General features: G+C 54.4%; 8 protein-coding genes. 5 read left to right on the top strand and 3 right to left on the bottom strand.

Translation table 11 applies throughout. The features are described from left to right. The first annotated feature begins 9 nt into the window (after positions 1-9). The 5 genes from ONB24_11245 to ONB24_11225 all read left to right on the top strand — a co-directional run bounded on the left by ONB24_11245 (position 10) and on the right by ONB24_11225 (position 14,437). Positions 10-1,155, top strand: coding sequence for a glycosyltransferase (locus tag ONB24_11245; protein MDZ7316692.1), 1,146 nt, complete (start codon positions 10-12; stop codon positions 1,153-1,155). Positions 1,156-1,161: 6 nt separating this feature from the next. After that, positions 1,162-2,412, top strand: coding sequence for a glycosyltransferase family 4 protein (locus tag ONB24_11240; protein ID MDZ7316691.1), 1,251 nt, complete (start codon positions 1,162-1,164; stop codon positions 2,410-2,412). A gap of 205 nt (positions 2,413-2,617) precedes the next feature. Then, positions 2,618-10,786, top strand: a complete 8,169-nt coding sequence (locus ONB24_11235; GenBank protein MDZ7316690.1) for an Ig-like domain-containing protein — start codon at positions 2,618-2,620, stop codon at positions 10,784-10,786. A gap of 270 nt (positions 10,787-11,056) precedes the next feature. After that, positions 11,057-13,774 (top strand): TonB-dependent receptor, encoded by a 2,718-nt coding sequence (locus tag ONB24_11230; protein MDZ7316689.1) that lies wholly within the window; start codon positions 11,057-11,059, stop codon positions 13,772-13,774. Between the two features lie 84 nt (positions 13,775-13,858). Next, a complete protein-coding gene (locus tag ONB24_11225; GenBank protein MDZ7316688.1) occupies positions 13,859-14,437 on the top strand; it encodes a hypothetical protein in 579 nt (192 codons plus the stop codon). A 39-nt stretch (positions 14,438-14,476) separates the two neighbouring features. Here ONB24_11225 and lpdA read toward each other — a convergent pair whose 3' ends face one another. The 3 genes from lpdA to aceE are packed head-to-tail and all read right to left on the bottom strand — an operon-like array spanning position 14,477 to position 20,242. Further along, positions 14,477-15,898, bottom strand: a complete 1,422-nt coding sequence (gene lpdA, locus ONB24_11220) for a dihydrolipoyl dehydrogenase (GenBank protein ID MDZ7316687.1) — start codon at positions 15,896-15,898, stop codon at positions 14,477-14,479. A 50-nt stretch (positions 15,899-15,948) separates the two neighbouring features. Further along, positions 15,949-17,535, bottom strand: a complete 1,587-nt coding sequence (locus tag ONB24_11215) for a 2-oxo acid dehydrogenase subunit E2 (GenBank protein ID MDZ7316686.1) — start codon at positions 17,533-17,535, stop codon at positions 15,949-15,951. Between the two features lie 31 nt (positions 17,536-17,566). Continuing rightward, positions 17,567-20,242, bottom strand: a complete 2,676-nt coding sequence (gene aceE / locus ONB24_11210; GenBank protein MDZ7316685.1) for a pyruvate dehydrogenase (acetyl-transferring), homodimeric type — start codon at positions 20,240-20,242, stop codon at positions 17,567-17,569. Positions 20,243-20,485: the final 243 nt, after the last annotated feature.

Genomic DNA, 20,485 nt, shown 5'->3' with positions numbered 1-20,485 from the left:
AGGAAAGTTATGCGGAAAATCCGAGTCCTTCAACTCGTCGAAGGATTCAATTTCGGCGGTGCGGAAACCAAACTGCTCGAATTGGTCGAGCACATGGATCGCTCCCGTTTCGAAACCACGGTGGTGAGCCTTGGATTAGGTAACGAAATCGAACACCTTTTTCGCGCTCTTGATTGCCGCGTGGAAATTTTTCATCGAAAACGGCAGGTGGATTTTCCTCTCTTACAACGCCTTCGTCGCTTCATTCGCCAAGAGCGCATCGAAATCGTCATGACCACCCTATTTTATGCAGATGTTCTCGGTGCTCTGGCCGGACACAGCGGCGGAGCAAAAGGAGTTTTTTCGTGGGAAACGATTTCTTCGCCCAAATGGCTGGTGCCGCATCGGTTTTGGGCTTACCGCTATGCAATTCGCCACGCCGACAAGGTGATCTCCGTTTCCCAGGCTACCGCCGAATGGTTGGTTCGAAAGAGAAAAGTCCCTGCGCACAAGGTGATGATAATCCCCTACGGCGTTAATCTCGATAAATTCAATCCAAAGCCGAAAAATCTTACACGCGAGCAGATCGGTCTGTCACCAACTGACCTGGTCATAATTCAAGTCGCCCGTTTGACGGAACAGAAGGGCCATAAATTTTTGGTCGAAGCTGCCGCCAGGGTGGCCGCTGAGATCCCGCAGGCGAAGTTTGTTTTGGTCGGCGACGGACCTTTGCGGCGCGAAATCGAGGAACAGATTTCGCGTTTTGGCCTCAAGGACCGCTTCCGTTTGCTGGGCTTTCGTCATGATGTGCACCAAATTTTGCCGTTGTGTGATATCTTTACGCTCCCTTCGCTTTATGAAGGGCTGCCGAATGTCGTGTTGGAGGCGATGGCATGCGGACTGCCTGTGGTCGCCACACCGGCAGACGGAACGAAAGAAGCTGTCGTTGACGGCGAAACCGGATTTCTGGTCCCGATCGCCGACGTGGATGCCTTATCTGAGCGATTAATCCAATTGGGCAGGCAAGCGGAATTGCGGAAAAGACTGGGTGAGGCGGGCAGGCGCCGTGTGGAACGACACTTTTCGCTTACCGGACAAGTCAAGCAGTTCGAAGACCTTTACATTCGTTATGCCAGACCAAAAGAATTCACCGGCGAACCTGGAAAGACGGAATAGGCGACGATGAAAGTATTAATGGTGCACAAGTTTTATTATATCGAAGGCGGTGCCGAGCGCTATGTTTTTAATCTTTGCGATTTGTTGCGGCAAAAGGGACATCAGGTTATCCCTTTTGCCATGAAGGACAGCCGCAACTTTCCTTCTGAATTCGAAACCTTCTTTGCCGAGCGATTTGGACCCGATCAGCTTTTTGAAACCACTAACCCGCTGCGGAGGCTCAGCATCAGCAGTCGAGTGGTTTTCAACCGCAAGGCTCAGCAGAAATTGGAAGCCTTGATTGAGGAAACCCGCCCTGATATCGCTCATGTGCATTCCGTTTACCATCATCTGTCGCCGTCTGTCCTGTTCGCCCTTAAAAAGTTTAACTTGCCGGTAGTCATGACCCTTCATGATTACAAGCTGGTCTGTCCAAACTATATTTTACTGGATGGTAAGCGACGAGTGTGTGAGTCCTGCCGTGGGAAGCATTTCTGGCATGCTACTGCGAAAAAATGTTTCCGCGATTCCTATGCTGCCAGTCTTTTGGTTTCCATTGAGGCATATGTGAATGCATGGATTAAAAGCTATCGGAGGAACGTCGATCTGTTTATCTCGCCCAGCGAGTTTCTTGCCGGTAGGATCAGACAATACGGCTACGCCGACAAGCCGGTTTATGTGCTGCCCTATACATTGGACCTCAGCGCGTATCGTCCTTGTTTTGAAGCTTCGGACTATTTCGTGTTTATGGGACGCCTGACGCACGAAAAAGGCCTTCATTTTCTATTGGATGCCCTTAAAAAGATTACTAACGGACATCTGCTTATTATCGGCACCGGGCCGTTGCAGGGAGAATTGGAGGAAAGGATTCGGACCGAGGGCCTTACAAACGTGACTTTAGTCGGATATAAAAGCGGGGAGGAGCTGAAGGATTTGGTTCGGCGAGGAAAGTTTACCGTCGTTCCTTCCGAATGGCATGACAATTCTCCTTTGGTCATTTATGAATCGCTAGCACTCGGCAAGGCGGTCATCGGCGCCCGTATGGGGGGAATCCCCGAATTGATTCAGGAAGGCATTGACGGATACACTTTCCAAAGGGGAGATTTACTTGGTTTGGTAGACCGAATCAAAGAGCTCCTCGGCGACCCATTGCGGACTGCGGAAATGGGTAAAAATGGTCGCCGTAAAGCCGAACAGCTGTTTAGTGCTGAACACCATTATCAAAACCTCATGCGTTTTTATGAAGAGGCGGTTTCCTTAGCGCGCAGAGGAAAGTGATCGTACTTTTTTCGAAGCAAAATTAGGGGTCTTTAAATTCTTGGCATGGACTTTGTCATATTCTTTGCTGATTTTTGCTCGTCATTGATTATTATAAATTTTAGTAAAGGTAAAAGCGTCATCGAATTATTCCGGCATGAAACAAAAGATGACGGTTGTCCATGGCTGAGACAAAAAAGCACTTTTTGATTGGAGGTTCGACCCCATGAAGCTGAAAAGTGGTTGGAATAAGATCCTGCTGATTGTGTTGACGGCAGCCACAGTTTTTCCGCTGCACGCTGCCGTCGACGAATTTAACCGCCCCGACGGTCCGCTGGGCAGCAACTGGGCGGCTCATTCGGACATGGTCATTCGCAGCGGCAGACTGCATAATAACTCTTCGTCCACCACGGCCGGGTGGAATAGTTTTATTGCCGTCTTTAATGTGATTAATGCAAACGAAGCAACAATTTACTGGCCGACGGCAGGCAACGGCATCTCGAGCCGAGGGGCGGAGTTTGGTGCGGTTGTTTTCGTCAATAATTTCAGCGCCGCATCGAACGGTTATATGATTTACATATACAACAATGAAATGCGTCTTTATTTAATATCCAACGGCGCGGTCGGCAGTGCCGTTGCTGCCAAGGCCGTTGGCCGCGCGCCCGTACCGGGTGACCGCTTCAAGGTTCTTTTCAATCCCAACACCTATGAATTTACCTCCTACATCAATGGAACCGCTATAGCGACGTTACAGGACGCTTCCAAACGGGTAAATTTGTCGACGAGCTATGCCGGCGTAATGCTCTATCACAGCACGACCATCGAAAATGATGTGGAGGCATTCGAGGCGAACGTGGTGCCGATTGCCGCCGATACTACACCGCCGGCGGCAGTTACCAATTTGGCGGCAACAGCCGTCAGTTCATCCTCAGTTCAGCTGACATGGACAGCCACCGGCGATGACGGCAATACCGGCACGGCAACTCTTTACGATATCCGCTATTCAAAGAACAATATTACTGCAGCAGATTTCAATTCAGCCACTCAAGTTACCGGGGTACCTTCACCCAAGCAGGCGGGGGCCGCGGAAAGTTTTACGGTAACCGGCCTTTCACCGGATACGAAATATTATTTTGCTCTCAAAGTTCGCGACGATGCCGGTAACTGGTCGAACATTTCCAACGTCGCTTCGGCGACGACACCGGCTGCAGGCGGTGGAGGGGGCGGTGGAACTATGCCCACACTGAGCTGGCGGGTGGACGATTTCGAGCGTACCGACCTCGGATCCAATTGGGCAGCTCCCAACTATAAAATCGAAGCGGGCGAGCTGACATTGATCAATAAAACCGGAGGTTGGAACAACTTTGCCATTTATCAACGCGCCGGAGCGTACGGCGTCGGCATGACATTCAGCGCCACCAATGCCGCACTTTACAACAACGCCTTTGTTCCGGCCGGTCTGCTTTTCATGCTGGACAACGCCTCACCGGCTGGGGTAAACGGCTATCTCCTAAGGCGGGCAGCAAACAGCATCGATATTTTCCGTATCACAGGCGGTGTGGTCGCAACAACGGCGGTAAAATCCACAAGCACGACGCTGGCGGCTCCCAAGCCGGGTGAGAAAATAGAGGCCGTAATCATTAACAACGGTGCTACTAAAACAATCCGCGTTTTTGTTCGCGGCCAGCTGGATGGAGCGCTCGATTTGTCCGATGCTTCGAATGTCGACAACACCTACGTCGGTGTCGCCTTGTACGGCGGAACCGGTTTCCTTAATAATTTGGCTTCCTTTACGGCAGGCTACCCTGCCGCTGCCTCAACGATGCGGGTGGAAGTCTATGGCGGCAACAATCAAAGCGGTCCGATCTCGCAACAGTTGCCGCAGCCGATCCAGGTCATTGTCAGGGATGAAAACAACCAGCCTGTGGCCGGCAGATTGCTCGATTTTCAAATCATTCAAGGCACCGCACGATTAGACGATATCGAAGACTTTGTCTTTCCCGGACAGGTATGGAAGGAAGCCGAGGAAGGCCGCATTCTGCGGGCTAACGGCCGCATAGCATCCGATGCGGGCGCTTCAAAAGGACAATATGTCACTTATGATTGGATTACCGGTCTGACCCGCCTGGAAATGTTTGCCGTGCCGTTCTATCTGCCGCAAAACGGCAGATTCGATGTGTGGGTGCGCGGCAGAACTACCGACGCGACACGTTTTCGGTATCATGTGCGGATCGATACCACGCCGGATTCCACTCTGGTCTCCATGCAGACCAATAATATCGGCCAGTGGCACTGGGTTCGCGCCATAAGCAACGTTGCCTTGAATGCCGGCATGCACGACCTCAAGTTGATACCCTTTCATGCCGATCTGCAGTGGGACAAGATTTTGGTGCAAAATGCAGGTTCTGCCGCTCCGACAGGGGTCGGCGGCGAGGGCCCTGTGTATCCCAATATGACCAATGAAAACGGCATCGGCCAGACACGGGTTACGTTCGGCACCAATGCCAACGACAATGTGATTATTTATGTCTATGCCTATCGGGACGACGGCAGCAAAGTGGAAGAGCCTGCCGTCTTTACGCTCGACCCGACGCCGGGTCCGGCTACAGCAATGCAAAGAGATCCTTCTGTGCCCGAGCCCGTCAACGGCGTACCCGGCACGACATCGCCCGAGCTCAAAGTGATTATAAAAGACGCCTACGGCAACTTTGTCAACGGTGTCACGGTCAACTGGCGTGTCATTCAGGGTGAAGGCACTTTGGCCTCGCCGACGAGCGTGTCCAACAACGCCGGCATTGCTTCCAATACTCTGCAGTTGAACTATTATCAATCGACGGATTATAAAGTCGAAGCGGCGGCCGCCGGTCTCAACGGTTCGCCGGTCGTTTTTACCATCAAGCCGGGCACGCCGCCCAGCAAGATCGTACGGATCCAACCCAAGACCAGACAGCAGGGTAATGTGGCGACGAGGGTCGACAGCCTTTTGATCGTGCGGATACTGAAGGCGGATGATTCGCCTTTTGAAGGCTATCCGGTAAAGTTTGTAGTGACGGAAGGCGGCGGTCGGCTCAGCACACAAGGCGGCAGTGAAAATGCGGAGCAACTCGATGTGCCCACTGATCAGCAGGGTTTTGCCCGTGCCGTCTGGCAGTTGGGCGGGCCGAACCTCAATGTCGTTCAAGCCCAAGCGCCGAATCTGGTCGGCAATCCGATCATCTTTGAGGCGTGGGCCATGACCGGGGCTGCCGCTAACCTGGTAAAGGCAGACGGTGATAATCAAACCGGATATCTCGGCCTGCCGTTGCTCAAACCGTTCGTCGTCAAGGTGACCGACGCCAACGGTTATGCGGTTTCCGAGCAGGAGATCGTATTCGAAATCCAACAGGGACAAGGCGCCTACTTCGACCAACCCGGAATCCGCAGCAAGACGGTCTATTCCGACAACCAAGGGCTTGTGCGGGTAACGCTGACCATGGGGAGCGTATTGAATGAGGAACACATCGTCCGCGCAACAGCGAGTGGGACGTCTCTCTCGCCGGTCTTTTTCCGTGCTACGGCGACTTCCCGCATTGCCAAAACGATCGAATACGTTTCCGGTAATCCTCCGGGTTATCAGCGGGCGGTGGTCAACTCGCAGCTGGCGGAAGATTTTATCGTGCGGGTGCGGGATCCCTTCGGTAACCCCGTTGCTGAACAACTTGTTCTGTTCAAGATCATCAACGGCGGCGGCAAATTCTCGAACGGTCTTACCGAGATGACGGTCGCCAGCGATGCCCAAGGCTTGGCACGTACACGCCTGACCGTGGGCCCTGTGGCCGGAGACAGCAGCAACGTTGTGCATGCAATCAGCCAGCGCAAAGACATCACTACGCAGGCGCTGGACGGCTCGCCGATCATCTTTAAAGCGACCGGACTGGCCCGACCGGCCGTAAAGATTGCCAAAATCGACTCTACTGATGCTCAACGGGCGATCGTCGGCTATCCGTTAAAGTATCCCATTGCCGTGAAAGTAACGGATGAATATCTCAACCCGGTGCGCAATCACAGCGTAACTTTCCGGGTGCGCGGCCAGGGCGGCGAGCTGGAAGATATTGCCGGCCGAGCGGCTGTAAAGGTCGTTTCTACGGATGCGAAAGGAATCGCTTCGGTCATTTGGAATATGCCCGGCAAGCCTGGAGTGGTTTATGTGGATGTCAGCTCGAACAACCTCCAAGGAGCGCCGCTGGAAGGCAGCCCGCTGGTATTCATCGCCGAAGCATTACCCGGTCAGCCTGACCGTATGGTTCGCGTTACCAAGGACACGGTGTTCGTCGGCAAGGTTTGGCAGCCGCTGCAGGAAAAAATGAAGGTGCAGATCACCGACTATCTCGGCAATCCGCTGATCGGCCAGCCGGTGATCTTCAAGGTCACCAGAGGCGGCGGCGTCGTGAACGGCCTGCCGCAGGTCACTATCCTGACGGCCGATTCCGGTTATGCTTCGGTGACCTGGACGCTCGGCAAGACCAGCGGCGTCGAATCGAACTGGATGGAAGCTTCCGCTTCGGTACCGGTCAACCCGGTGATTCGCTTCAAAGCCACCTCACTGCCGGATATAGCTTTCCAGATCATTCCGGATTCCAGTTATTCGACCTTCGGCGTGGTCGGAGCATTGATTCCCGAAGAGATCAAAGTCAAGGTGGCGGACCAGTTCGGCAACGGCATTCCCGGTCATACGGTCAATTTCGACATCATACCGGTCAACAATAACAGCGGTTACATCGGTCAACCGGGGGTCACGGAGGCGGCGGTGGTGACCAACGCCGACGGAATCGCCGCTGTTCGCTGGGGCTTGGGTCCGCAGGTCGGCTCTCAGAACAACAAGCTGCGGGCGTCGGCCAAACTGAACAACGTGCATCTCATCAATTCGCCTTATGTATTTACCGCTTCGGCTACCGTAGGCGGAGCGACCAAGATGGTCAAAGCCGTCAGCGACACCAACTTGGCGAGCATCATCGGCAATACCCTGCCGGAGTTCTTGAAGGTCAAAGTGACCGATGCCTACGACAACCCGATCGCCCAGATACCGGTCCGTTTTCAGGTTATCAGTCGTCGTGAAGCCGAAGGCGGCACACTCGACGGTCTGGTCGATTCGGTCAAAATCAAGCTGACCGACTCGAACGGCATGGCGTGGGTGCAGTTCACCTTAGGGCAGCGCGCCGGGTATAAAATCAACAAAGTGCGGGCTTCGGCCGAAAACAACGGAGTTCCGCTGCAGGGATCGCCGATTATCTTTGAGATAACGGGCACGGCGACCAATGCCCGAAAGATGCGTGCCGCCGACGGCGACGGCCAGACCGGCAGCGTCGGACAATACTTGGCGCGTGAGCTCAAAGTGCTGGCGCTTGATCAATACGACAACCCGGTTAAGAACCAGCCGATCCGCTTCCGCATTCTTGCCGATCCCTCGAGGCCGGTCGAAACAATCGGCTCTTTGGGCGCCGGAGCAGCCGTCGATACATCGGTGAATACCGACAACTTGGGCATTGCTGCCGTCAGATGGCGATTGGGTCAGTTCGTCGGTCAACAGCAGGTCGAAGCTACGAGTAACGGCGGCGGCGCCTTGGAAGGCTCACCAATTATTTTCAGGGCGACGGCTTTGGCTGATCAGACCAGCGCCGATTCCTCCTTGATTGCCGTAACTCCGAGAGAGTTAATGGTGTCGAACGGCGAAATTCGCGCTACGGTAACAGTTACCTTGCGCGACCGCTTTAAAAACCCGGTAGTCGGGAAAGCCGTGATTCTTGAAGCGGACGGAGAGGGAAACATTATTACACAGCCGACGACGGCTACAGACGCCAACGGTCGTACGATCGGCTTTATCTCATCCCGACAGGCAGGCGTGAAAACTGTGCGCGCCCGCGACATCAACAGTAACGTTTTATTGAACGTTACCGCGCAAGTGACCTTCCGGCCGGCTGCTGCGGCACGCATTGTAAAAGCGCCGGGTGAGAACGGCGACACCCAAACGCGCAATGTCGGCACCGTGCTGGAAAAGCCCTTTAAAGTGTTGATCACTGATCAATTCGGCAATCCCATTCGCAATGTGGCCGTGACCTTTACGCCCAAGACAGGCGGCGGCATGATGGTCGACAACCAGCCGGTCTATTCCGATGAGAACGGTATTGCTTCCGCATATTACCGGCTCGGCCTTAATCCGGGCGCCAATTTGGTGCAGGCGGTTTCGGATGGTTTGGACGGCTCGCCGGTAAACTTTTCCACGATCGCCGTACAGCCGCAGCAGATCAAAGAATTGGTAATCTTGAGCGGCGATCGGCTCAGCGGCAGACCGGCGGGCGACCTGCCCGAACCGCTTTCCGTGCGCGTGATTGATAATCTCGGCTGGCCGATCTTCGGCAAAAAGGTCAAGTTCGAAGTGTTGGCCAACGACGGCGTCATCACCAGCGAAAATCCGGCCGAGTCCAACATGTACGGTGTGGCTTCCGTGACCTACAAGTTGGGAACGACCTTGGGTCTGAACATCATCCGTGCGTCGCTCGTTGACCTGCCGATCGTTTCCGCCGTCTTTACCGATACGACCAAAGTGATGCCCGGCAGCGGCGCTTCAATGCTGCAGTTGGTCAGCGGCAACAATCAGTACGGGACGGTGAATACCATGCTGCCGATGCCGTTGACCGTCAAGGTGACGGACGATTATAACAACCCGGTTCCCGGCATAACGGTAACGATGACCGTCATCGACGATCATACGGTTCAGGGTATCGGCCGGTTAGAGGGCGGCGTAAAAGTATTGGCGCGAACCACGGATGCATTCGGCTTGGTGAGCGTCTATTATACGTTGGGCGAAAAGGCGGGTCTGAACAAGATCCGTGTCACCAGCGCCGGTCTGCGGCCCGAGTTCATTGACTTTACAGTATACGGACAGGCGGGAGCGCCCTACAGCATGCGCAAGTTGGGCGGCGATAATCAGACCGGTGAAATGGACCGCGTGCTGCTCCGTCCCATTTCGGTACGGGTGTATGACCGCGAGGGCAATCCGGCGCAGGGCGGTCGCGTTCGATTTATCGTGTTGCAGGGCGGAGGCAGCATCATCGAACCGCAGCCGGTCATTTCGGATGCCGACGGCATTGCTCAGGTGCGCTGGCGACTGGGTCCGCGGCCGAATGCCTATGTCAACGTCGCGCAGGCGATTGCCGACGGTCTGCCAGGAGGTATGTTCGTCGAAACCTTTAACGCCATCGGCGATCCTTCGCGCTGGCCGCAGCTGCATCTGCCGTCGGACCGCACTGTCTACGAAAATGACATATTGAGCTTTACGATCTATGCCGACGGCAGCGACAATCCGCCGATTACCTGCACGGCAGAATCGATTCCCGAAGGTTCGGCACTGTCGAGCAACGGCGACGGCACCTGGACCTTCACCTGGCAACCGAGTTTCTCGTTCGTTCAAGCGCCTCAGAAGACCCGGACGATCTATGCCGTGTTCGGAGCATTGGACATGAAGGGCGGACGCGACCTTGACTCTGTCAAGATCACGGTCATTGATCGTAATCGGGCGCCGCAAATCGTCCGCTATTGGCCGACGCAGGAGGTGATCAAAGTCGAGCCCGGCACGCTGGCAAAAATCGATTTCGGCGTTGAAGTGCGCGACGAAGACGGAGATCTGGTTACCGTGACCTGGTATGTCGATAATCAGCAAAAGGCTTACGGCCAGACGTTCACCATGGATCTCAACCAGTATCCGCCTTATCGCTATTATTCCGTCAATGTCAGGGCGACCGATCACTCGGATGTGGCGCACAGGTGGTGGGGCGTTAAAGTAAAAGTGCAGCTCGTCAACTTGAGCTGTACAGCGGAACCCTATAAGGGTGTGCAGCTTACCTGGGAGACTGTCGAGGGCGGACTGCTGTCTGGTTTCAACGTGCTCCGCAGCGCGCGTGAAGATGGTGAATATACCAAAATCAATGATGAGCTGATCCCCTATGCGCCGGACGGTCGTTATCAATTCACCGACAAGGCGGCGGCAGGCGGTCGCAGCTACTATTACAAGATAGAAGAAATCGGCCTGGACAGCGCCTCTTCGCTGCATGGACCGGTGCGCGCTGAAGCGCCGCTGCCGCGCGAATTCCGCTTGGCGCAGAATTATCCCAATCCGTTCAATCCCGAAACCACGATCCGCTTCGACGTTCCCAAAGAGGCTTACGTGACGCTGGAGGTCTATAACGTCCTCGGGCAGAGGGTGAGGACTCTATTTAAGGAAAAAATGGAAGCGGGCTACCATTCGGTTGTCTGGGATGGAAAGGACGATCAGGGTCTGCGAGTCAGCTCAGGCGTATATTATTACCGCCTCCATGCGCAGGAGTTCAGCGACACCAAAAAGATGCTGTTGCTGAAATAGCACGGTTAATCGGTTGATTGATCTCCAAAACTGATGATGCCGTTTCCTATACCTCGTTAAATTTCCTCCTCAAAGCGCCCTCGACAAGTTCTAGGGGGCGCTTTTTTTCTCGCAAATTCATTTTGAATTTCCTGGAAAAATCTTTACCATTTTGCCGAAAAAGAACTCTGAGCGCACTGGCTTCCCATGGACTGACAGTTTATTTTGATGAGAGGGCTTTATAAAATACTCCATGGTTTGGGCACGCTGTTCCTTGCAGCGGGGATGATAATGGCGGGCTCCGCAACGGCAGAGGGCGGCGTTTTAACCGGACGAGTGCTCGATGACCAAAAAGCGCCGTTGGTCGGGGCGAACGTCTTTTTGCTCGAACTGAACACCGGAGACGTCACTGACGCCGAAGGAGAGTACCGAATTGTCAACCTGCCGCCTGGGCGTTATACGCTTTTGGTTTCTTTTATCGGCTTTGCACAGATAAAGCAGCAAGTGGAAATCGCCGAGGGACAGACGAGGCGCGAGGATTTTATTCTTCAACCGTCCGTGCTGGAGCTGGGTGAGCTGACGGTTATGGGAGAACATCTCAAGGGGCAAGCCAAAGCGCTTAATCAGCAAATGTCCGACGACCGCATTGCGGTCGTCGTTTCGGCGGATCAGCTGGTGCGCTTTCCGGATCAGAACATCGGCGATGCACTCAAGCGGCTGTCTGCCGTGACGGTCAATTATGATCAGGGCGAGGCGCGCTATGCGGGAATCCGCGGCTTGGATCCGCGGCTCAATTCGGTCGCCTTGGACGGTGAGCGCCTGCCTTCACCGGATGCGCAAACCCGCGCCGTTCAGCTCGACATGATCTCCACGGACCTCATTCAAAGCGTCGAAGTCTATAAAAACAACACGCCGGATATGGACGGCGATGCGATCGGAGGAACGGTTAATTTGCTCACTCGACCGGCGGTATTCAGCCGACGTTTCAACCTCAGCCTCGGCAGCGGCTACGATTTCCTTACCGGTCGGGGATTGCTGAACGGCTCTACAACGGTCGGGCGACGGTTTTTGAACGAAAAATTGGGTCTTTCCCTTTCCGGCAGCATCAACGATCGCCGCCTGGGCGCCCATAACAGCGAAGGGATTTGGAGCGTCGACAAAAAAGGCGGCATCTACGCTTCACAATGGGATATTCGTCGCTATGACGTCCGTCGTCTGCGGCGGGGAGTCACTTTGGCGGCGGATTATCGACCAAACGATGAGAACCGCTTTTTTCTCAATCTTCTTCTCAACCAGCGGGATGACTGGGAGGTGCGTCAGCGGCTTCGTTTCAGGATGGAACCGCCCGGCAAAAACGACATTGCAGAAAGGTCGCAAATCTATCGACAAACCAAAGGCGGAAACGTCGATCAGGATAACGCCCGGCTGGAACAGCAACGGTTGCTCGGCTTTCGTCTGAAAGGCAAGCACGATTGGTTCAGCCGCTGGACCATCGAGTGGAACCTTTCGCATACCCGCGTAACGGAGGAGCGGCCCCACGAACGATATCTGCAGTGGTGGGTCAAAAATGCCGACGTCGTTGTCGATTTATCAAGCTTGCGGACGCCCTACTTTCAAAGCAACACTCCGGATTCGCTTTTTAAATTCGAAGAAATGCGGGAGGAATTTCGCTCCGTTGCGGAAAAGGATACTCGACTGAGCATCGATCTAAGGACGCCGCTCATTAAAAAGGGATTTTGGAAGAATACGCTGCAATTCGGCGGTAAATTCAAGCGCTTGGACAAGCACAACAGCGTACAAGGCTTGCAGATCTCTCTGACGCCGGAAGGCAAAAGCGAGTGGAGCGACATGACGCGCACTCCGACCGCTGATTACACGCCTTCCCGTTTCTATGCCGGAAATTATCAACTCGGCCGTTTTACAACTCCTTCATTTTTAGGCAGATTAAATTTCAACGATACAGTGCTATTTAAGCAAAAACCATTGGCGCAGCAATACGGGACGCAAAACTATGATGCCGAAGAAAACGTCTCTTCCGCTTACGCGATGCTGCAGCAGAATATCGGCAAACGGTTGAAGCTCATTTTCGGCGCCCGTCTGGAAAACACTTCCGTTTTCTACCGAGGCTACGAAATGACGGAAGGTTCCGACAGCCTTGCGCCGGCAAGCGGAAAGAGTGAGTATGTTCACCTTTTGCCCAGCCTTCATGTTCGCTATGAGCCGGGTCATCGGCTCGTCTTGCGCGCTGCCTATTCGAAGAGCATCGCGCGGCCTGATTTCTATGATCTGGTGCCTTACCGCGAGCTCAAACGCGCCGGTGAAGTGCTGCGGGTCGGCAACCCCGACCTGATGCCATGCCGTTCTCACAATTGGGATTTTTCGATTGAGCGGTATGACCAGGGCGTAGGATTGTTTTCAACCGGCATCTTCCATAAGGAAATCGAGCGCTTTTTTTATATTTATCGCGAAAATAATGCGCTGGATCCGGTTACCGGAAAAACCGTCACCGAGTTTTATCAGCCGCGTAACGGCGGCAATGGGCGGCTAACCGGCATCGAATTGAGCGGCCAAAAGCCTCTCGATTTCCTGCCGGGCCTCCTTTCGCGTCTCAGCTTTTATATGAACTACACGCGCCTGTTTTCCGCAGCTTCTTACCCTTCTTGGCCGGGAAGGAATATTCCTCTGCCCGGAGCTCCGAAATATACTTTTAACGCGAACCTGACTTATGAGAGCAAAACGGCGACAATCGGCGTTTCTCTAAGCCGAGCCGCTCCATACCTGGATTCAAAGGAGATCGATCTGACGCCGGGTTTGGAACGATGGTATGACGCCGTCACTTTTCTCGACCTCAATGGATCGTGGCGGGTCTCATCCCGATTCGGGCTCTTTTTTGAATGGAACAACCTTCTCAATCAGCCGCTGCGTTTTTACGCCGGACGCAAGGAAAGAACCGCTCAGGTAGAATATTTTGGTCCCAGAATTACTTTCGGCTGCAAATATTCTTTGTGAGCACTGCATCGAGAATGATTTGGAATGATGCGCTGTTTAAGAGGGTGAGATGTGATTTGCCGGTAACTCGAAAGGAGGTTGGCCATGGCGGAGCGATTTTACGAAATTGTCGTCGATGCGCCATTTCTTTTGACTAAGGGATTTTTAATGGGCTACATGCAGGGAAGCGGTAAAAGCTTCAAGTATTTTTTCCATCGTCGCCACAACATTCGGCGCGAAACGATGGGAGAGATTGTCAAAGAGCTCCTGCACCTCGAATGTCAGACGCATCTCTGCCTGCCGGAATCAGCGGTAGATGAGTTCGAGAAAGCGCTCGCAAATGCTTTTGAGCAGCTGCACACCTCGATCAAACAAAAGAGACTGATCAAAAGCGCTTCATTTTCTTTTAGTTATCACGTCTATGCCGAGGAAAGAGTAGGCCCCTGCAAAGAGATATTTCGGTCGCTGCCGCCCGGCGTCGAGCTGCGCAATTTTCAACCGGTGGAATTGCGTGCGAACCTGCCTGCAGGCGTGGCAGAGTATACCACCCTCAACACATTTTGCTACGAAGGAAGCGGAGTGGCGGCCGGCGATTTCGAAGGCATTATGGAGCTTTACCTGCGCATCAAACGCCACTCGCTCTGCGACAGCTTTTTAGTCAGTGAAATAGATCTGCAATTTTAAGCGGGCTTACCGGATGGTTGCAGCCGAATACGATCCTATTTATTTCTTTTTCGGGCGGTAAACGTGCGTGCAAGTGCCGAAGAACATTTCGGCGGTTTCCATCACCGTTTCACTCAAAGTGGGGTGGGGATGGATCGTCAGCTGCAAGTCCTCGGCCGTCGCCGCCATTTCGATCGCCAACACTCCCTCCGACACCAGCTCACCGGCACCCGCGCCCACCAGTCCGATGCCTAAAATTCTCTTTGTTTCCGGTTCGATAATCAATTTTGTCATGCCGTCGATGCGATCCATGGTGAGAGCGCGTCCCGATGCCGCCCAAGGAAAGCGCATCACCTCAACGGCCATACCGCGCTCTTTGGCTTCCTGCTCCGTCAAACCGGCCCACGCCAACTCGGGATCTGTAAAGACAACCGCCGGAATGGCGGCCGGTTCGAATGCGACCTTGTGTCCCGCAATCGCCTCAACGGCCGTGCGTCCTTCGTGAGAAGCCTTGTGCGCCAACATCGGCTCGCCGGCCACATCGCCGATGGCAAAGATATGCGGTTCGGCCGTACGTCGCTGCGCATCGACTTGGATAAAGCCGCGCGCTGTCAATTGAATACGGGTGTTTTCCAGGCCGAGACCCTCAGTGTTTGGCCTTCGGCCGACCGTCATCAATACCGCATCGAAGGTCTGCTGTGTTTCGCTTACTTTTGCACCTTCGAGCGTGACGCGAATCCCGTTGCCGTCTTTTTCCGTTTTGACGACCTTGGTTTCCGTCAAAACGGCTTTGAATTTGCCCTCCAAGCTTTTTTCCAAAACTCTGACCAGATCGCGATCTGCGCCCGGCAGAATGCCCGGCAGCATCTCCACCACGGTCACTTCGCTGCCGAGAGAGGCGTAGACCGTTCCCATTTCCAAGCCGATATAGCCGCCGCCGATGACGAGCAGCCTCTTGGGGATCTGGCGCAGCTCCAAAGCGGCCGTCGAGTCCCAAAAGTTCGGATTTTCCAGCGCCAAAGACGGAATGACGACCGGCCGCGATCCGGTGGCGATCACGGCATGTTCGAAAGTTACCTCGACATTTTCGCCGCTGTTCAGCGTTACTTGCAGCGTTTTGTTGTTTTTAAAAACCGCCTTGCCCTGCAGGTGGTTAATTTTTCGCTGTTTGGCCAATTGTCCGGTTCCGCCCGTCAATTTGGCAACCACACCGTCCTTAAAAGCGCGCAGCTTGTCCAAATCGATTTGCGGCTGACCCAATTTAACGCCCCATTTTTCCGCTTCATGCGCTTCGTTGATCAGATTGGCGACATGGAGGAGCGCCTTGGAGGGGATGCAGCCGCGATGCAGACAGACACCCCCGGGATTTTTTTCCGGATCGATAAGCGTAACCTGCATGCCGAGATCGGCTGCCAGAAAAGCTGCGGCATAGCCGCCTGGACCGGCTCCAATGACCGCTAATTGTGTCGATTGACTGTTCATAAAGTCTCCGCGTAAGTTCTATCCGTTCAAAACTCTCCCTGGAGGCTGCCTCACCCTTCCAAAATCATAGCAAACGGCTGTTCGAGCGCTTCGACGATCCAGCGGATAAAGCGCGCTCCGTCGGCGCCGTCGATCAGACGATGATCATAAGATAAGGAAAGAGGCAGCATCAGCCGAGGCGTCCACTCGTTATTGCGGTAAACCGGCTCCCAAACGGCGCGCGAAACGCCGAGAATGGCGACTTCCGGCCAATTGATGATCGGCGTAAAAAAGGTGCCGCCGATGCCGCCCAAGTTGCTGATGGTAAAATTGCCGCCGGACATGTCTTCCAGCGTTAGTTTGCGGTCGCGCGCTTTTTGCGAAACCTGAGCCAACTCGACCGCCAATTCGGTAAGATTTTTGCGGTCGACGTCGCGAATTACCGGCACCAACAATCCCCGCGGCGTGTCCACCGCCACGCCGATATGGTAATATTTTTTGTAGATGATCTCCTTGGTGCGCATGTCCACCGAAGCGTTGAACTGTGGATACAGCTTGAGAGCTGAAGCCACCGTCTTGAGCAGGATGGCGGTGATCGTCAGCTTGCCGCCGGCTTGCTCGACCCGTGGAGCGTACTGCTTGCGAAGCGCTTCCAGTTCCGTAATATCGGCCTTGTCGAACTGAGTAACGTGCGGAATTTCATGCCAGGCATGCGAAAGATGCACGGCGGTTTTTTCCCTTACCGAGCTCATCAGTTCGCGCGTTACTTCTCCCCATTTTGAAAAATCCGGCAGAGGTTCCGTCGTCGGCGGCTGAGCAGCGCCGCGGCTTGGTCCCGAGAGCAACTGCTTGGCGTAGGCTTTGACATCCTCGATCGAGATACGTCCTGCCGGTCCGCTGCCTTTGACTTCATTGATGTTGACACCGATCTCGCGGGCAAAGCGTCTTACCGAAGGCGCCGCCGGCGCCGCCGGATAGGCCGAAGCCGCGGGTCGAAGGGTCTCCTCCGGCACCGGTGTAGCCGGAACCGTTTCTTTTTTCAGAGACGGGGCAGGAGCCTGTCGGCGAATTTCTTCCGCCGGCACCTCGACTTTTGTTTTCGCCGCCTCTGAACTTTTGAGACGAAGAATGACCTGGCCGGTCTGTACGACCTCACCCGCTTTAACGAGCACTTCCACCACTTCGCCGCCTCGGTCTGCCGGCACTTCAACAACGGCTTTATCCGTCTCCAACTCGATGACCGGCTGTTCCGCTTTGATGACATCGCCGACTTTGACCAAAACTCCCGCTACCGTACCCTTGGCGACGTTTTCGCCTAAATTGGGAACGACGATCTCCACCACCGCGACAGGTGCAGCGGTTTCGATTGGGCGAGCTTGCTCCGGTTCAGCAGCCGGAGGCGGCGGTTGTTCCGCCTTTGCCTCGGACTCGAGAATGAGAATCGTTTGACCGACTTGGACCTTTTGGCCCGACTGCACCAAAATTTCCTTTACGACTCCTTCGGCCTCGGCAGGCACTTCGACCACTGCCTTTTCCGTCTCCAATTCGATGAGCGGCTGATCCTTTTTGATGTGCTCGCCCGGCTTGACTAAAACCGCAGCCACGGTGCCCGATTGCACATTTTCGCCCAATTCCGGTATTTTGCATTCGAACGTCATGCTTGTCCTCGTTCGTCTTTAGGTGAATCGTTTATGACGTAAAGGGGTTTGCTTTTTCGGGGTTGATGTTCAACGCCTTTGCCGCGGCCTGGAGCTCTTTGAGGGTCAATTTGTTTTCTTTGAAAAGCATATAAAGCGCCGCATAGGCGATGTATCGTTCATCGACTTCAAAGAATTCACGCAGATGACGGCGTCCGTCGCTGCGGCCAAAGCCGTCGGTGCCGAGGCTGAAGAAGGGGTTCGGCAGTCGGCGACCTACGGACTCGGGCAGCGTGCGCACATAATCGGAAGCGGCGATGATCGGTCCCTCGGCTCCAGCCAGCTGCCGAAGCAGGAAAGGCGTCCGCGGCGGCTGATCGGGATGCAGCATATTCCAGCGGTCGACCTGCGCGGCATCGTAATAGAGCTCCTTATAGCTCGTAACGCTCCACACATCGGCCGCTACGCCGTACTGCTCTTCCAAAATCTGCTTGGCACCGAGCGCCTTGTTCAAAATCGTTCCGCTGCCGAACAACTGCACCCGCCCTTTTGGCTTTGCCAACGTCGAGGTTTGGTATCGATAGATGCCGCCGAGAATCCCTTCGCGAATCCCTTCGACCTTCGGCATCGGCGGTTGCGGATAGTTTTCATTCATGACCGTGATGTAGTAAAACAGGCTCTCCTGATCTTTGTACATGCGACGGAGACCATCTTCGATGATGACCGCCAGCTCGTAGGCATAAGCGGGATCATAAGCCTTTAGGTTCGGCAGCGGATAGGCGAGCAGGTGGCTGTGCCCGTCCTGATGCTGCAGACCTTCACCGGCAAGCGTCGTTCTTCCGGATGTGCCGCCGATGAGAAAACCGCGCGTGCGCATGTCGCCTGCAGCCCAAATCAGGTCGCCGATCCTCTGAAATCCGAACATGGAATAAAAAATAAAAAAGGGAATCGTGTTAATACCGTGGGTAGAGTAGGCGCTGCCGGCGGCAATAAAGGAGGACATGGAACCTGCTTCAGTAATGCCCTCTTCCAGGACTTGACCGTCCTGAGACTCTTTGTAATAAAGCAGCTGTTCCTTATCCACCGGCTCGTAGAGCTGTCCCACATGGGAATAAATGCCTACCTGGCGAAAAAGCGCCTCCATGCCGAAGGTTCGCGCCTCATCCGGTACGATCGGCACGATCAATTTACCCAGATTCTTGTCCTTGAGCAGCTTGGCCAGAATTCGTACAAAGGCCATGGTCGTGGACACTTCGCGATCCTGCGTGCCCTCGTAAAACTCTTCGAACAACTCCGGCTCGCCCAGCGAGACCGGCACGCTGACCATGCGGCGGGTGGGCACGTAACCGCCCAGCTGCCTTCTTCGCTCCTGCAGGTACTGCATTTCCGGACTGTTTTCCGGCGGCCGATAGAACGGCACGTCGTTGATTTCCTCATCCGAGATGGGGATGCCGAAGCGCGAGCGGAATTCCCGCAGTTCCTGTTCGTTCAGCTGCTTCTGCTGATGCGTGATGTTCTTGCCTTCTCCTGCTTCTCCCAAGCCGTAACCCTTGATGGTACGCGCGAGAATAACCGTGGGCGCGCCGGTGCTTTCGACAGCCCGCTTGTAAGCCGCGTAAACTTTTTCCGGATCGTGTCCGCCCAAACGCAGCCGCGAAATCTGGTCGTCGCTCAAATGCTCGACAAGCTTGAGCAGCTGCGGGTGGCTGCCGAAAAATTTGCTGCGCACATAAGCGCCGCCGCGAACGATATAGTTTTGAAACTCGCCGTCGATGATCTCGCCCACCCGCTTGGCCAGCAGGCCGTCTTTGTCCTTGGCAAACAACGGATCAAAGTCGCTGCCCCACAGCACTTTAATGACGTTCCAACCGGCCCCGCGAAAGACTTTTTCCAGCTCCTGGACGATGTTGCCGTTGCCGCGCACCGGGCCGTCGAGTCGCTGCAGATTGCAGTTGATGACGAAAATGAGATTGTCGAGCTTTTCGCGCGCCGCCAGCGAAATGGCGCCGAGCGTTTCCGGCTCGTCGGTTTCGCCGTCGCCTAAAAACGCCCAGACTTTGGCGTCGTCGCGCGGTTTCAAGCCGCGGTCTTCCAGATAGCGGTTGAACCGCGCCTGGTAAATGGCCATGATCGGCCCCAGTCCCATGGAAACCGTAGGAAATTGCCAAAAGTCGGGTTTCAGCCACGGATGCGGATAGGAGGGAAGGCCGCCGCCGGGATGACACTCGTGGCGAAAGTTTTTCAGATCCTCAACCGTGAGCCTGCCTTCCACAAAGGCGCGGGCATAAATTCCCGGCGAAGCGTGACCTTGAAAGTAGATGATGTCGCCGCTGAACCCTTCGCGCGGAGCGCGGAAAAAGTGATTAAAGCCGACTTCATAAAGCGTCGCCGCGGAAGCGTAGGTGGAAATATGACCGCCGATGCCTTTTTCATTGCGGTTGGCGCGCACGACCATGGCCATGGCGTTCCAGCGAATGATGCTTTTGATCCGTCGTTCGATCTCGCGGCTGCCCGGATAAGGCGGCTGTTCTTCCAACGGGATGGTGTTCAGATAGGGCGTGTTGGCCGTAAAGGGCAGGCGAATGCCGGAAAATCTCGCCCGATTCTGCAGCTCCAACAGCAGCCTTTGCACACGCTCGTGACTGCCGGTCTGAATGACATAATCCAACGATTCGAGCCATTCCTGCAGCTCGATCTCTTCAAGATTCAATTCGCGTTCAGAATTCATGACCTTATCATCCTTTATACTTTCACCTTTGCAAATCCGCCCTTAAAACATGACTGCATATAAAAATATTCATTACTTTGATTGAATCTTTGCAAAAAGGATGCACTTCCAATAAGGGATTTTTTGTAGACTTGAAACGAAATCAACATTTCGCAAGTATGGTAAAAAATTTTTCTTACCATTTCAAGAATTTTCCTGTCGATGACAGGTAAACCTTGCAAATGGAGACATGCGTCATTACAT

The organism is candidate division KSB1 bacterium (assembly GCA_034505495.1).
Lineage (GTDB): Bacteria > Zhuqueibacterota > Zhuqueibacteria > Residuimicrobiales > Krinioviventaceae > Fontimicrobium_A.
The sequence above is the reverse complement of the archived record's forward strand: the minus strand, read 5'-3'. Positions and strand labels throughout refer to the sequence as shown.